Origin of the sequence: Clostridium sp. UMB9555A, assembly GCF_030222355.1 — a bacterium.
Classification (GTDB): Bacteria; Bacillota; Clostridia; order Clostridiales; family Clostridiaceae; genus Sarcina; species Sarcina perfringens.
Genome location: NZ_JASORQ010000011.1, coordinates 1 through 14402 on the forward strand (window position 1 = coordinate 1; position 14402 = coordinate 14402).

The window sequence follows — 14402 nt, forward strand, 5'->3', positions numbered from 1 at the left end:
AAATATCATTGAATGATTTAGCGCCAGGTGATTATCAATTTGTAGAGACCAAGGCTCCAGATGGATATGAACTTGATGCAACACCAGTTAAATTTACTATAGTTGTAGGTCAAAAAGAAGCTATTAAGATTGAGAAAGTTAATATAGCAACTCCAGGCAGTGTAATACTAACAAAGAAAGACTCACAAAGTGGACATGCACTTAAAGGAGCTGTATTTAACTTGCAAGATCAAAAAGGAAACAATATAAAAACTGATCTTACAACAGATGAAAATGGACAAATATCATTGAATGATTTAGCGCCAGGTGATTATCAATTTGTAGAGACCAAGGCTCCAGATGGATATGAACTTGATACAACACCAGTTAAATTTACTATAGTTGTAGGCCAAAAAGAAGCTATTAAAATTGAGAAAGTTAATGATCCAAATCAGGTTGAATTAAAGATTTCAAAGGTTGATAAAGAAAATGCTAAACCTTTAGAAGGAGCTGAATTTGAAATTTTTTCTATTAATGATATCAAGAATCCGTTGAAATTTAGCTTTTCAAATTTATATCAAAAATATGAATTTAATAAACAAGGGGATAGTACTTTAAAAGCAAATAATAGTGATAGTTCTTTTACAATTAATAAATTAGGCTATGGAGACTATATTTTAAAAGAAATAAAGGCTCCAAACGGATATAAATTAGGTAAAGATATTTATATTCATTTAGATAGTAATAATAGTTACTACAAAGTTGGAGAAGATGGAAAAAATATTAATTTAGATAAAAATGAAAGTTTAAATTTATATCAAATTAATGTTGAAAATGAAAAAGGAATCGTATTGCCAGAAACAGGTGGTAATGGATTTAGGATTCAAAGCGATATAGCAATTTTGGTAATAGGAATAAATTTTATTCTTATGATAACTTTATTAATAAACAAGAAAAGGAGATTTAATTAATGGACAAATTACTAAAAAAAATTACAGTAGTTGTTTCATCATTAGTAATGATGTTAACATTATCTACGCCAGTTTTTGCAGCTAATACTCCAAGTATTGATAAAGATGCTCCTAAAACTGGAAGTATAACTATAACAAAAGAAGGAGCAGGATTTACAGCATATCAAGTTTTAAAGGCAACTCAAAGTGGTGATGCATATGATTATACTGCAACAGATAATTTTAAGGGATTTTTCAATAATCTTCAATATGGAAACTATACAGAAAATCAAATTAAAGATTTAACTACTGCAGATGATATTAAAGAATTTGCAGCTCAATTACATAAATATGCTATTGATAATAAAATTTCTAATGGAATACAAGTTGACTCAGGAGTAAAAACAAATGTTGATTTAGGATATTATTTAGTATTAGAAACCTCAGAACAATCAACAGGAAATGCAGTTGTATCAACAGCTATGCTAGCTTCAGTTCCACAAGTAGAAAATGATAAATGGAACTATAATATCACAATTATTCCAAAAGATACTACTCCAGCTATAGAAAAGAAGATAGTAGAAGATAATAGATTAGTTGATACTTCAAGTGCAAATATTGGAGATACTATAAAGTATAAAGTAACATCAACAATTCCAACATATGAAAAAAATGCAACTAATATAGTATATAAAATTAAAGATACTATGAGTAAAGGGCTTACTTATGATAGTAATGCTGGATTAAAAATAACTTCAGAAAATAAAACTTTTGTAGAAAATACAGATTATACTGTAATAACTACTAAAAATTCTGATGGAAGTACTAGTATAGAAGTAAATTTTGTTTATGATAATATAAAAGCTTATGCTTCGGAAGGATTAACTTTAGAATATCAAGCAACTTTAAATGAAAATGCTTTAGTTGATACAAAAGTTAATGCTGGAAATCCTAATAATATTACTTTAGAATATACTAATAATCCAGATATTCAAAATAGTAATAAAACAATAAATGATAAAGTAATATCATATACGTGGGGATTTGGTGTTAAAAAAGTTGATTCTGAAGATATAACAAAAGATTTAGCAGGAGCTGAGTTTTCAGTAAAAGATTCTAATAAAAATATAGTGGGTAAATATACTTATAATGAAAGTGGAAATGTAGTTATATTACAAGGAAATGGAGTAACAAATGCAAATGGAGTAGTTGCATTTACTGGATTAGAGGAAGGTGATTACTTCATAACAGAAGAAAAAGCACCTAAAGGATATTCACTTTTAAAAGAACCAGTAAAAGTTACTATAACAGCTCAAAAAGATAGTAATGGGGATTATACTGGTCAAGCTACTATAGCTGTAACAAATGGTAATAAAGCTGGTAGTATAGTAAATGATATTACTATGAATGATGGAAATGTATTATTTAATGTACAAATTAAAAACTATGCAGGAATTTCACTTCCTGGCACTGGTGGGCTTGGAACAGATGGATTTATTAAATTAGGACTAGCTCTATTAGGAGTAGTTGTTGTTCTAGGTTCAGGATATGTTATATTAGCTAAGAAAGAAAGAGCTTAAGTGAAAAATTAACAAAATCAATAATATGCCTGATTAAATATAAAAACTTCTTTTATTTGTTTAAATACTTATAAAAGAAGTTTTTTGACATAATTGTAAAGGAGAATAATAAGGTATAATAATTACCTAAAATTAATTAATATGAAAATTTTTAAAAGAATATATTTAATTTTATTAATAGTAATAACACTAATAGCTATTGGGGTTTTACTTTATCCTAGTGTATCTAATTATATAAATAATAAATATGCAGTTAATACTATTTCAGAATATAAAAATAGTATTAAAAATACATCAGAAGATAGATTAAATGAGTTAGTTGAAAAATCACGTATTTATAATATAGATATAGCTAAAGGTATAACTCCTAAGGATAAATTTGAAAGTGGTTATATGCTTGGCTATATTGATATTCCAAAAATAAATGTTAGATTACCGATTTATGAGGGAACTAGTCAGGAGATATTGAAAAAGGGAGTTGGAGTTATAGAAGGAACTTCTATACCAATTGGAGGTGACAATACTCATTCAGTATTGTCAGCTCATACAGGATTTACAACACAAAAATTATTTACTGATATTGATCAATTAAAGGAAGGAGATTTGTTTTATATAAATATATTTGATATGAACTTAACTTATAAAGTAGATGATATTAGCATAGTAAAACCGAATGATACAAATAAAATAAAAGTTTATCCTAATAAAGATTATGTAACTCTTTTGACATGTTATCCTTATGGAATTAATACAGAAAGATTATTAGTTAGAGGAGAAAGAGTATTTCAAAAAGATACTAATTCAAATAAAGTAGATAATTCAGTTAATGATATTAGTAAAAACAGATACATAAATAAAGAGTTAATTATTATAAGTTCAGTGTTAATTATATTTAGTGTATTATTAATTATACTTATACTAAAGAGAAAAACAAAAAATTAAAAGATTAAAATATTATTTTAAATTACCAGTTATGCACAAATTTTGACCAATTATACAAATAGTGTTGAAAATATTTTTGTTATAAATATAATGTGAAGTGTAAGGAATATTAGAATCTGTTAGGTTGTTATAAAAATAAATTAACTGTTTGAGATATTAAGAATTTAGGTATGTATTAACCTGTTGTTTTATCGAAATACTTATTTTTTAAAATTAATATTTCAAAAAATATAGCCAAATTTAATTATCAATGTAGCCTAATAAAATAATAATTTTTATATTAAATTATTATTTTAAAAAATTTTTGATTATTCATCTTGTTAAATTCAAACCTATTTCTGATAATTATGAGGAAATTTTATATTAGTTTTATTACTTGATTTTTCTCAATTTTATAGAATTAATTGTATTCTTAAATTAAAAAAAACACTGTTTATTTAACTTAACAGATTAATTTAAGTTTTAAGGAGGAGTATTATGAAAATTAAATCTAACGTTTTAGGTGCTGTTTTATTAGCATCAGTAAGTTTAGGAAGCTTTACAAATGTTGTATATGCATCAGATTATGTATACCAAAATGGGACAACGTATGTAACAAATTGGGATAATTATAGTTATAGTAATTGTCATACAAGATGGATAACTTTAGAAGATGAAAATGGAAACAAACCAACTTTTGCACAAAATGTTAATTGTGAGTGGGTATCAAATGTAGTAACTGTTAAAGGTTATGGATGTTTTCCTTTTAGATTTTATCCTTACCCTAATAGGGTTAAAGTTTATGATTTTGACAGTCGTAAAGAAATAACAGATGGATATTTAAGAGGAGGTCAAAGAATTTACATTGTATCTAAAGATGATCCTACTTACATAACACTTAGTATATAAAAAATAATTCGTATTGACAATTAATATAGTAGAATAGTTTAATAAATAAAGTTATTATAAAAATTTTATAATTAAAGAAATTAAATATTAGTAAAGTCACAAAATAAACTTAGTTACAGTTTATTTTGTGACTTTTTATAAAGAAGTATAGATTTTATGAAAAGACTTTCAAAAAGCTAAATTTATTAATAATATACATATTAAAAGAAGAAATGTGATAAATGTGATTAAAATAGGATAATATCGAGAAAGTGTGAAATTTACACATTAAGAGAATTTTCTACACTTATCAATAGTTTACAGATTTTTATATGTTAAATATCTATACTAATTCTTTAGTTTCTGATTCAGCATATCTTCGATAGATATTTAAAGAATATAGATAAACTCTTCTCAATTATTTCTACATAATTTTATAACTTCTTTAAATCCATATATACAGGCAATAAGAATAACTTTAATACTCCTTTTTTTAATTCATTTAAAACAAGCAACCAATACTTTGAATATTCCGCAGCATAAAACAAAATACTAGGGGAATTAGTAGTATTTTTATTTGTATAATCCTATTTTCAATATCCTAAATATTATTCCATTTCAACTTTAAGCATTTGTTGAGTTAAAACACAAAATAAACTTTTAATAGTATTTTTAGCATATTAAGTAGTCTTTATATTTTTTTTTGTAAGTCGTTTTATTAATTCCTTTTCTTAATAATAAATAGTCTGTGCACGCTCCTTTTAAAATGATAATTAATTATATACTTTTAGCAGTTTACACAAAATATTTTACACTCTCTGGTCAGAAGTAAGATTATAAGATATTTCTTATATCTACTATATACTTTTTTGAAACAATATAATAAATAAATCTGTAAGTTAACTTGCTATCTTATTTAATACAGAAACATTTCTTATAGGTATACTATTCTTATAGTGTTTAAATTCAATAATTATATTATATACAATTCACATAAATTCTATATATCAAAGAACAAGTATTTTTACTTAATTTTTGAATATACTATACTCTTATAAATTTAATACTATTAAAAAATGAATGTATATTTAAATAGTCTAAACTTAGTAGATTTATAATAAAAAAACATAAACTCCGTTAATTTATATTAACGGAGTTTAAATGTTATAGCAAATGTATTTCTAATTTTTCTCTTAAATGTTGATTAAGTTAAATGATTTATTATTTAATTCAACTTTATTTTATCAATAATTATAATCAACTAATTTTCAGCTATAAGTATTGGAGATATACTTAATCTTAAGTTAACAGGATCTTCATTAGACACAATATATATCCTTTGACCTGCTTTTAAAAATCCATTAGTTATTTCTTCTTTAGTTTCACAATCATAAACCTTTACATTATCAAAATTAAATTTAAAATTTAAATACTTAAATTCAAATCCAGAAATTATTGAGCCTTTAACCTTTAAAATAGGTGAAATCCATTCTTTTTGGTCATTTTGAGAAAATATTGGTTTATTGCCATATTCATCTTCTAAAGTAAAACTTCCTTCTAATCCATTGGAATAATCATAATTATCCCAATCTACAACATATGATTTCCCATTTTCATGTACATGACTTGCTGCATATGCAACATTTGTAAAACTACCAACACTTACTGATGCTAATAAAACAGCACCTAAAACTTTAGTTCCAATTTTCATAATTATTCCTCCTTAAAAATTTAATAGATTTATTAATTTAAATGAACATTACTATTTTCAAAACTTGAGAATACAATAAGCTTGCTAAAGAATATTTATACCCCTCAAGAAAAGATAAAAAAGCAATGAACAAAACTAATGTAAAATATCCTTATTGTAATTCTAAAATGCTCTATAAGTTTGAACTTAACAAGCAGTCTAATAAAAAATATCAATTTAAATAATATAGAATATAATTTACACCTAAATAATTTATCAACAATTAAAATCCATAAAATAACTACTAACCTATAAAATCATCAATATATTTGATTAATTTCCCCCAAAAATAATTGCGATATTTTTCACAACAATATAATATTCATTTAAATAATTTTCAATTATTGTCTAGAAAAATGTATATTTATTATTCTTAATAAACTAATAATACAGCTTATTAAAAATTATTACAATAAAATATGCTTAACTGGTCATATTTTATACTAAACTGGACAAACTTTTAATAATAAATAGTTAGTTACCATAATTTTAAGAAATCATAAAGTATTATACATGAAATTATTAATACTTTATATAAAACAAAAACATTAATAAAAATTATATGTTTTAGATATTAATCTGATTAATTTTTTCACTTGTACCATCTTTATAATTTATAGATATACCAGGTTGTACATTATACAAAAAAACATTAAACTGTATACTTTTCCCATTATCTTCAACAGATTTTGCTTCCATTTGAACACCAGTTGCTACAAGGTTATTTCCTTCAAATACCGGAGTTACTCTATATAGAACATGATTTCCTGTTTCTTTTATGTAGTCAGCTACCATATTTTCATATGGTAACATTAGTTTAGTATTAAGATATCTGGTGCCAGTAATTAAATTCTTTTTATTTGCATTTTCGGCTGTTAATTGAAATCCAATAAGGTGACATCTATTATAAAGATATTTTCCATCTACAATATCATATTTTTTAGAGTGCCAACCACTTGGTTTAACAGAACCAATTGGTTTTCTTTTTGAATTAGGCATCAAATCTCTGCCTATATTAGCATAAGCTACACCACATCGTCCTAGTTCATCTAACAAACTATAATTTTCAAATGAATTAGTAGTTAAATCTTTATCATTAAAATTAGGAATATTGTCATTTAAAATAATATAGTCCTTACCTGTGTATTTAGGAACTTTACTTGAAACATTAGAAAGCTTCAACATTTTTTGATCAGACGATATAGTTATGCTTTTTTGATAAGCTTTAGAAAAATTAAAATTATTACCAAATAATCCTACTAGAATAGTAATAGCTACTATAAAATTAATTATTTTTATTTTTTGTTTCATAAAATTCTCCTATAAATTAATCTTGTTATTTTATCATGTGAATATCCTAAAAAACTTTTATTTTCTATTAGAATCCATTTATCTTTTTTTAAATTCATATCAAAAAAAGTATCGGCAGGATAAATTCTATTCCATTTATAAATAATTATTGTATTTATTTTTTTTTCATACTTTTTGAATTCAATGTTTTCTACAAGACAATAATCATTTTCAGAGCACTGTTCCAAAAAATCATCGCATACTTTAATATTTTTATTTTTTTTGTCCTTATACAGAGAGTAAGAATATTTATTCATATAAATACTTTTGTCTTTAATTAAATCGAGTATATCATTTCTGAGATATTTATCTTGACTCTGTCTACGATTATTGAATAAAAATCCATCATTTTCGTCAAGACATATTATTAATTTCATTTAATCACTCCTTTTATTTGTAATAAAAATTTTACAAAAACAAACATTTAAATAACTGAATATTATACAATAATTACTAAATTAACTATTTAAATTATACTATTACAGATATAAAATTTAAATATAATATGTAAAACTGGTCAAAAATAATGCAAAATTGGTAATTTTGTTTAAGTGTTTTCTTAGCTTTAAAAAAATTAGATATATTTATACAAAAAATATATGTTAAAGATACTATATTATATTTTTATCTTCTGGTAGAATAATCTGAATATATATTGTATTTTCAGTAGAATAATCTTTAGATAAAATTCAAATACAGCCTATAAATTATCTTCACAATTCTGTTAATTCATCATAAAATTAAAAATCATTTTTATATAGATAATAGCGTCAGTTTATAAAAGTACACCTTTATAAAACTTATTTAATTTATTTATTTTTTGTTTTTAAATATATATAGTTTTATTTTTAAACGTTTATTAAAACTGATTGATTTTAATAAACGTTTTTTTCTATACTTAAAGTAATAATTTAAATATGGAGTGATAAAAATGCGTTATAAGTTAATTTATGTATATGGTGACTCAGATCAAAAATTTACTCAAACCTTTAGCAGTAAATTTCTTATGGAAAGTTATATTGAAACAGGTAAGGACAAAGATTTACGGGTAATTAATATAGAAAGTAGTAAACTCTATGGCTATGCAAGGGTAAGCTCTAAAGAGCAAAATTTAGATAGACAAATAGAAGCTTTAAAGGATTATGGTGTAAATGAAAGAGACATAATAACTGATAAGCAAAGTGGAAAAGACTTTAATAGAGAAGGATATAAAACACTTAAAGAGCAGCTATTAAGAAGTGGTGATATTTTAGTTATAAAAGAGCTAGATAGACTAGGTAGAAATATGGCACAAATTAAAGAAGAATGGAATGAGCTGCAATCAAAAGAAATAAATATAGTTGTTATTGATACCCCTATACTAAATACTGAAGGTAAAAGTAATTTAGAAAAAAACTTTAATATCCAATATAGTATTTGAATTATTAAGCTATATGGCTGAAAAAGAAAGAGTAAAGATTAAGCAAAGACAAGCCGAAGGTATTGCTAATGCAAAGGCTAAAGGAAAGCATTTAGGTAGGCCAAGAATAGAATATCCAGGTAATTTTAAAGAATTATATGACAAATGGAAAGCTAAAGAAATTACTGGTGTAAAAGCTATGGAACTAATGAATTTAAAGAAAAACTCTTTTTATAATTTAATAAAAAAATATGAAAATGAAAAAAATTAAAAATTATATTATTATATAGTTACAATAATTTTTAATAATAAGATTTAAGGAGGAATTATGTATTTAAATTATACGTGGTTAAAAAACTTTAATCTACATTGTGAAAATTTTCTAGATAAATGTTTTTTTGATTATAAAATTAATAAAGATAATTTAATTTATATTTATAATATCTACAACGATATGTTAAAAAAAAATATCATTGTAGATTTTGATAGTGCTATTGGTATGGACTTTAATAGTTTTCAAAAAATTTTTTTTGAATTTTTTGAACTTTCAGCTGTTCAAGAAAAATTATTATCTGAAAAAAATAAAAATGAAGATATAGATATTTCAGGTATAAGTAAAGATTTTTATAAATTAAAACTTGTATATTTAAATTATAAAAAATCTATGCAAATTAATAGAATATTAGATTTATATACTAAAATTGAAAAAGTTAATTCGTCTAAAGAATTTCATAATAAAATTCCAATTGAAACAAATAAAAATTTAATTTATCTAGATAATAATGTAATAACTGAACTTGAAACAAATGAAAATCTTTTTAATAGTATTATTAATTTAAACAAAAAATTTCAAGTAATTTATAGTCCTATGAATATCGAAGAAATTGCCAAAAGAAAAAATAGTGATCATATAGAAGCATTAAATAAATTATCAAATTTAACTAATGATATTGGAGTATTTAGAAGTAGTGATGATAAGATAATGTTATTTAAAGAACATCCAATTTATTCATATAATAGAATTCTTGAAGTAGGTTTTGATTTAAATGAAGCAGTAGAAAATTATAGATTATTAGTAAGTTTAGATAATACTACAGATAGCAATAATTATAATACCCAACAACATAGACAATATATAAATTCTAATGATAACATCATAAATGATAATAAGTGTAGAAAAATTTTTAGTAAAGCTGTTTCTAGATATGGTAGAAACTTTTCACTAGAAGAATATGAAAATCTTCCACCGGAATTTTTAAAAAGTTATAATAATCTAAATTCAAGTATTTATGCTTTAATGAATGGATTAATGTTTGTTGGTTATCAAAATGATAAAAATAAGAAGAAAAATACAATTCGTAGTGGAGTGTATGATGTAGAACACTTAATATTTGCTTCTAAAGCTAATATATTTATAACACATGATTTAAAGTTTTATAGACGTTCAAAAATAATATTTAAAATTTTAAAAATAAATACTAAATTAATATATTTTGATAAAGACTCAATTATTGAAGAATTAACTGAATATACAATATAAATGACTAAAAAGTTAAAGTAAAAAGAGCTTTAACTTTTTTGTTTATGAGTTATAATGTGAGTAAAAATATTGCGAGGTGTATTAGGTATGAATCTAGTTAAAACAAGAGATGATTTAGAAAGAGAAGCTTCTAAACTAAAAAAAGAGTGGATACAAAAATTGATAGTATAGATAATGCAAATAGAAAATATGTATTAGTTTTTGAGGACCTAATATTCTAGACAGACCATGAACAGGATATTACTTCAAGACTAATAAGGGATTATATAGAAACTGATGATAGAAATATGCAGCTTTTATTTAGAATTGATTTTGCAAGAACTTTAAGTATGTATAGCATAATGAATGGAATTAATGTTGAAGTTTATAATAACGGTAAGAAAGTAAGAGATAACTATGCTGTATCTGAAGATGACCCAGATTATGAAAAGGACTATGAAATTCCTGATGTAATCCTAGATGTATTTGATGAATTTACTCTTTTTAAGGGCCTTAATGAACTTAAGTATGCTAAAAATATACTATAGGTCTGATGATGGAGAGTACAAGCTATTTTAATATAAATTTAGAATAAAGAAGTAGCTTTAAGTAATAAAAAGCTACTTCTTTTTATAAGGTGAACACATGAAAAAAGAGAACAAATGTATACATTTTTAACAGATTTTATAAAAGAAAAAGGATATCAACCTACGGTTAGAGAAATTGCTCATGCAGTAAATTTAAAATCATCATCTACTGTTCATAAACATTTAGAAATGTTAGAAAAAGATGGATTAATAAAACTTTGGAAAAGAGAACAAAGAGGTAGAAAAAAAAGTATTCATATTATTGATTTAAACAAAAAGATTAAAAAAATGTATTAGAAGAAACTATTAAAAATCTAATTAAATTTTCAAAAAAACAAGTTAATACTAATAATGATGTATTTCCCAAGAAAGTTACTAATGATTATATAGTAACTGTAGATAATATATTTCCTGATTACATTATTATTATCGAGAAAGTAAATTCTCTAGAAAAGGATAGTATAGGATTATTATTATTTTAAAATCGTACCTTTATAAAAAAAATATTTTCAGATTATGAAAAGGTATATGATACTGATCCTATAGTTTTAGGAAAGATTATTGGTGTTTATAGAGATTTTTTATGACATTACTTGAAAAAACATAAAAGAAACGTTAAAATAGGTTAACAATACTAAAATTTACTGTAATAATGTATTAGAAACTTTCGAGTTCACAAGTTAATAATTTAACCAGTATTAACTATTAAATTAATTGCAAACTTAATTTAAACTGTATATCTATTAACATAAAAAAGATTATCTCTAAATTAAAGAGATAATCTTTTTTGTGTTTAGAGTTAACCAAGAATATTATGCAATTTAATTATATACTATACTAATAGTAATTATAAATTATTATGAGAAAATTTATGAGATTATCAGAAAAAGATAAGAAATGTATAAAAATTATTTATAGAAATGGCTTAAATTTAAAAGAAATTGAAAAATTATTAAATAATGACTTTTCTAAAGATGCTATTCAAAAACATATATATAGACATTTAAAAGAATTTAGGAATGAACATATTATAAATAGAGCCTTAAATAAAAATAAATTAAAGAAAGAATTTAAAAATATTATTAAGAATAATTTTTAATAAAGGATTTTCCATAATTTTCAAGAATATTATTTATATATTCTTAAATTAGGGGGAGTTAAGATATGAGAACAGCTCAAGAAGTAGCCAATGAATTAGATTTAACCAGGACTGAAGTTTATAATTTGCTTAGAAAAAAAAGATTTTCTCCATTAGTTAAAAAGAATGGTGGTCAAGTAGCAATAAGCAATGAACTTTTCAAATTATTAGAAGAAGAAATTAAAAGTAAAAGAAATAATATTAAACAACAAGAGAATAAAAATATAGCTATAAACCAAGAAGATAGATTATTAGAAGAAAAAAATACTATATCTGATATAAAAACTGAAAAAAGTCCTGATTTTAATACTATAGAAATTCTACAAAATCAAATAAAATTAAAAGATAATCAAATAACTATTTTAAATAATGTTATAACTAATAACTTAAAGAGAATAAAGGATCTTGAAGAAAAACAACAAGATTATAAAAATTTATCTGAAGAAATTAAAACATTGAAAATTACTTTAGATGATTTAAGTAAGATAAAAAATAAAAGAAAGATTTTAGGATTATTTTGAATATTTAAATATAGTTATTAAAATAAAAATAAGGGGCTATTTGCCCCCCATATTCATGAAATTTTCCATTGCTAACCTTTGCTTTTTTTCTTTTTCACTTTCTTTAATTTCATCTGTTTCATATATCATTTTTTTAGTATCAGTATTAATAGTTATATTATTATTTTTAAGTACACTTACTAACTCTTTTAATTGTTCAGCTATTTCACTATTATCATTTAATTCTTTTAATGATGAACCTGATCTCATATCTTTTCTTATAAGTAATTTTACATATGAACCAAATGATACACCAAGTTCATCAATGTAATCTAAAATCTCCTTATCTGATTTAGTATCTGGATTAAATGATATTGGTTTTAATTCTCTAGCCATTATTTTAATATTTCTGCTGCTTTCTGATAAATTTTTGAGTTAGTGTATTGACTATTAGGTAAAACTGATACTCCATCTCTGTCTTTTCCAAAAGCATTTTTCCAATATTCTTCTGTTGCAATAGCACCACCACCAAATATCTGTATCTTATTTGCTTGTGGAACATCACAAATATCATAAACATTTGATACTATCGCTGAAACATATTTAGATATCATCTGTTTTGTATCTGTTATATCAACAACTTTACCATCTATTGTTATAGTATCTTCTCCAAAGTTAGCCTCAATATAAGCTGGTGTAACTACTCCCCTACCAGTGTTTTTAATATGATTTGCTATATCCCTATATAACTTATTAAAACTCTTTGTTATAGTATCATAGGATATTGGTATTAAATTATCCCATTGAGTTATGTTTACTGTACCTGCTCCTAAATCTATAGTTATTATATTATCTGTATCCATACAGTCTAATACATATGCTCCTTCTGCAAAAACACGTGCATTATTTATTTTAATAATTTTATCTTGTCCATTTATAGTTATTTTTATACTATCTTTTTCAGTAAGTTCATTTAATTTTTTTTCTAGTAAAACTTTAGTCTCACTCATAAAATATATTATAGGTAATCCTACACAAATATTAGCATCTATAACTATATCTTTACTACTAAGTCCGATAGCTGTCAATAAACATATCTCATAATCTAATCCAAAGTATCTATCTGGTGAAGTGAATACTTCCCCATCTCCTACAATATATGTAGTACCTTTATACCCTACTTCATGTATATCTTTTGGCTTTTCCCCTAGTCCAGCTAAACTTGCTAATCTTCCTACTTTAGTTTTACTAGCAAATTTACTTCCTTTAAATTTTGTATAACCATTACCTAAATCTATTCCCAATTTTAGCATTTTAATGCTCCTTTCAAAATTAATTATCTTTTATAAATTTAGTATATACTAGATATATACTAAAAACAACTTTTCATTTTAGTATATACTGAGTTTATACTAAATTTTCTTCGGAATACTATTATTCTCTTTAATTTTCTTACTTTTGTATATACTGAATATATAAAAATATAATTATATATATTCAGTATATACAATTACTTATTATAAATAATCATATATGTATATATTCAGTATATACATATATTAAAATTAATAAAAAAAGAGAGTAAAACTTTCTATAATTTTACTCTCTTGAAAAATTATTTTTAACATGGTATTATTAACTCAATTAAATTAAATAGTACGGAAAAGGAAAAATCCATTAAATTTCCGAGACGCCAATCAAAGTAAACTTAATGGATGAACTTAAATCCGAAATAGAACAAAGTTCTATTTGAAATATTCACTTTTCATAGCTTTATGATATCAAAGCTATTGAAAAAAGTCAATGACATCTATTGACTTTTTAATAGAAATGTAATATTA

At 23.3% G+C, this 14402-nt stretch carries 13 protein-coding genes and 2 pseudogenes; 10 read left to right on the forward strand and 5 right to left on the reverse strand.

The window, feature by feature from the left end; genetic code table 11:
* The 4 genes from QP548_RS15520 to QP548_RS15535 form a co-directional block, all read left to right on the forward strand.
* Window positions 1-950 (forward strand): MSCRAMM family protein (locus QP548_RS15520; RefSeq protein WP_284905652.1); only part of this gene is annotated, 950 nt, incomplete at its 5' end.
* The gene (locus tag QP548_RS15525) at window positions 950-2509 is read left to right on the forward strand and encodes a SpaH/EbpB family LPXTG-anchored major pilin (RefSeq protein WP_061429523.1); all 1560 of its coding nucleotides are present in this window, start codon (window positions 950-952) and stop codon (window positions 2507-2509) included. The genes QP548_RS15520 and QP548_RS15525, both read left to right, overlap by 1 nt.
* 141 nt (window positions 2510-2650) lie before the next feature.
* Window positions 2651-3451, forward strand: a complete 801-nt coding sequence (locus QP548_RS15530; RefSeq protein ID WP_061416204.1) for a class C sortase — start codon at window positions 2651-2653, stop codon at window positions 3449-3451.
* 477 nt (window positions 3452-3928) lie between these two features.
* Window positions 3929-4339 carry a hypothetical protein gene (locus tag QP548_RS15535; RefSeq protein WP_061416206.1) on the forward strand — a complete coding sequence of 137 codons (411 nt, stop codon included), beginning with the start codon at window positions 3929-3931 and terminating at the stop codon, window positions 4337-4339.
* Window positions 4340-5579: 1240 nt separating this feature from the next.
* Here QP548_RS15535 and QP548_RS15540 read toward each other — a convergent pair.
* The 3 genes from QP548_RS15540 to QP548_RS15550 all read right to left on the reverse strand — a co-directional run bounded on the left by QP548_RS15540 (window position 5580) and on the right by QP548_RS15550 (window position 7795).
* Window positions 5580-6029: a hypothetical protein gene (locus QP548_RS15540; RefSeq protein ID WP_061416208.1), complete on the reverse strand. Its 450-nt coding sequence runs from the start codon at window positions 6027-6029 to the stop codon at window positions 5580-5582.
* A gap of 606 nt (window positions 6030-6635) precedes the next feature.
* Entirely contained in the window at window positions 6636-7253 is a 618-nt protein-coding gene (locus QP548_RS15545) for a DNA/RNA non-specific endonuclease (RefSeq protein WP_338012343.1), read from the reverse strand.
* A gap of 122 nt (window positions 7254-7375) precedes the next feature.
* The gene (locus tag QP548_RS15550; RefSeq protein WP_061429524.1) at window positions 7376-7795 is read right to left on the reverse strand and encodes a hypothetical protein; all 420 of its coding nucleotides are present in this window, start codon (window positions 7793-7795) and stop codon (window positions 7376-7378) included.
* Between the two features lie 554 nt (window positions 7796-8349).
* Here QP548_RS15550 and QP548_RS15555 point away from each other — a divergent pair.
* From QP548_RS15555 to QP548_RS15580, 6 genes and pseudogenes are all read left to right on the forward strand, one after another.
* Window positions 8350-9088: pseudogene (locus QP548_RS15555) on the forward strand (recombinase family protein).
* 57 nt (window positions 9089-9145) lie between these two features.
* Window positions 9146-10357, forward strand: coding sequence for a hypothetical protein (locus tag QP548_RS15560; RefSeq protein WP_061429526.1), 1212 nt, complete (start codon window positions 9146-9148; stop codon window positions 10355-10357).
* 287 nt (window positions 10358-10644) lie between these two features.
* On the forward strand, window positions 10645-10884 hold the full coding sequence (locus QP548_RS15565) for a hypothetical protein (protein WP_193394133.1): 240 nt from the start codon (window positions 10645-10647) through the stop codon (window positions 10882-10884).
* A gap of 114 nt (window positions 10885-10998) precedes the next feature.
* Window positions 10999-11510 (forward strand): annotated as a pseudogene (locus tag QP548_RS17070) (winged helix-turn-helix transcriptional regulator).
* Between the two features lie 284 nt (window positions 11511-11794).
* A complete protein-coding gene (locus QP548_RS15575) occupies window positions 11795-12022 on the forward strand; it encodes a hypothetical protein (RefSeq protein ID WP_061429489.1) in 228 nt (75 codons plus the stop codon).
* A 65-nt stretch (window positions 12023-12087) separates the two neighbouring features.
* On the forward strand, window positions 12088-12582 hold the full coding sequence (locus QP548_RS15580; RefSeq protein ID WP_061429490.1) for a hypothetical protein: 495 nt from the start codon (window positions 12088-12090) through the stop codon (window positions 12580-12582).
* A gap of 36 nt (window positions 12583-12618) precedes the next feature.
* Here QP548_RS15580 and QP548_RS15585 read toward each other — a convergent pair whose 3' ends face one another.
* A complete protein-coding gene (locus tag QP548_RS15585) occupies window positions 12619-12957 on the reverse strand; it encodes a hypothetical protein (RefSeq protein WP_003474957.1) in 339 nt (112 codons plus the stop codon).
* Window positions 12957-13874 (reverse strand): ParM/StbA family protein, encoded by a 918-nt coding sequence (locus tag QP548_RS15590; RefSeq protein ID WP_061416129.1) that lies wholly within the window; start codon window positions 13872-13874, stop codon window positions 12957-12959. The genes QP548_RS15585 and QP548_RS15590 overlap by 1 nt, the downstream gene beginning before the upstream one ends.
* Window positions 13875-14402 lie beyond the last annotated feature (528 nt).

What these genes read in the sequence shown, in the direction of transcription:
- QP548_RS15525 (WP_061429523.1), top strand. Translation starts at nt 950, where the DNA reads ATGGACAAATTACTAAAAAAAATTACAGTAGTTGTTTCATCATTAGTA.
- QP548_RS15530 (WP_061416204.1), top strand. Translation starts at nt 2,651, where the DNA reads ATGAAAATTTTTAAAAGAATATATTTAATTTTATTAATAGTAATAACA.
- QP548_RS15535 (WP_061416206.1), top strand. Translation starts at nt 3,929, where the DNA reads ATGAAAATTAAATCTAACGTTTTAGGTGCTGTTTTATTAGCATCAGTA.
- QP548_RS15540 (WP_061416208.1), bottom strand. Translation starts at nt 6,029, where the DNA reads ATGAAAATTGGAACTAAAGTTTTAGGTGCTGTTTTATTAGCATCAGTA.
- QP548_RS15545 (WP_338012343.1), bottom strand. Translation starts at nt 7,253, where the DNA reads ATGTTGAAGCTTTCTAATGTTTCAAGTAAAGTTCCTAAATACACAGGT.
- QP548_RS15550 (WP_061429524.1), bottom strand. Translation starts at nt 7,795, where the DNA reads ATGAAATTAATAATATGTCTTGACGAAAATGATGGATTTTTATTCAAT.
- QP548_RS15560 (WP_061429526.1), top strand. Translation starts at nt 9,146, where the DNA reads ATGTATTTAAATTATACGTGGTTAAAAAACTTTAATCTACATTGTGAA.
- QP548_RS15565 (WP_193394133.1), top strand. Translation starts at nt 10,645, where the DNA reads ATGCAGCTTTTATTTAGAATTGATTTTGCAAGAACTTTAAGTATGTAT.
- QP548_RS15575 (WP_061429489.1), top strand. Translation starts at nt 11,795, where the DNA reads ATGAGATTATCAGAAAAAGATAAGAAATGTATAAAAATTATTTATAGA.
- QP548_RS15580 (WP_061429490.1), top strand. Translation starts at nt 12,088, where the DNA reads ATGAGAACAGCTCAAGAAGTAGCCAATGAATTAGATTTAACCAGGACT.
- QP548_RS15585 (WP_003474957.1), bottom strand. Translation starts at nt 12,957, where the DNA reads ATGGCTAGAGAATTAAAACCAATATCATTTAATCCAGATACTAAATCA.
- QP548_RS15590 (WP_061416129.1), bottom strand. Translation starts at nt 13,874, where the DNA reads ATGCTAAAATTGGGAATAGATTTAGGTAATGGTTATACAAAATTTAAA.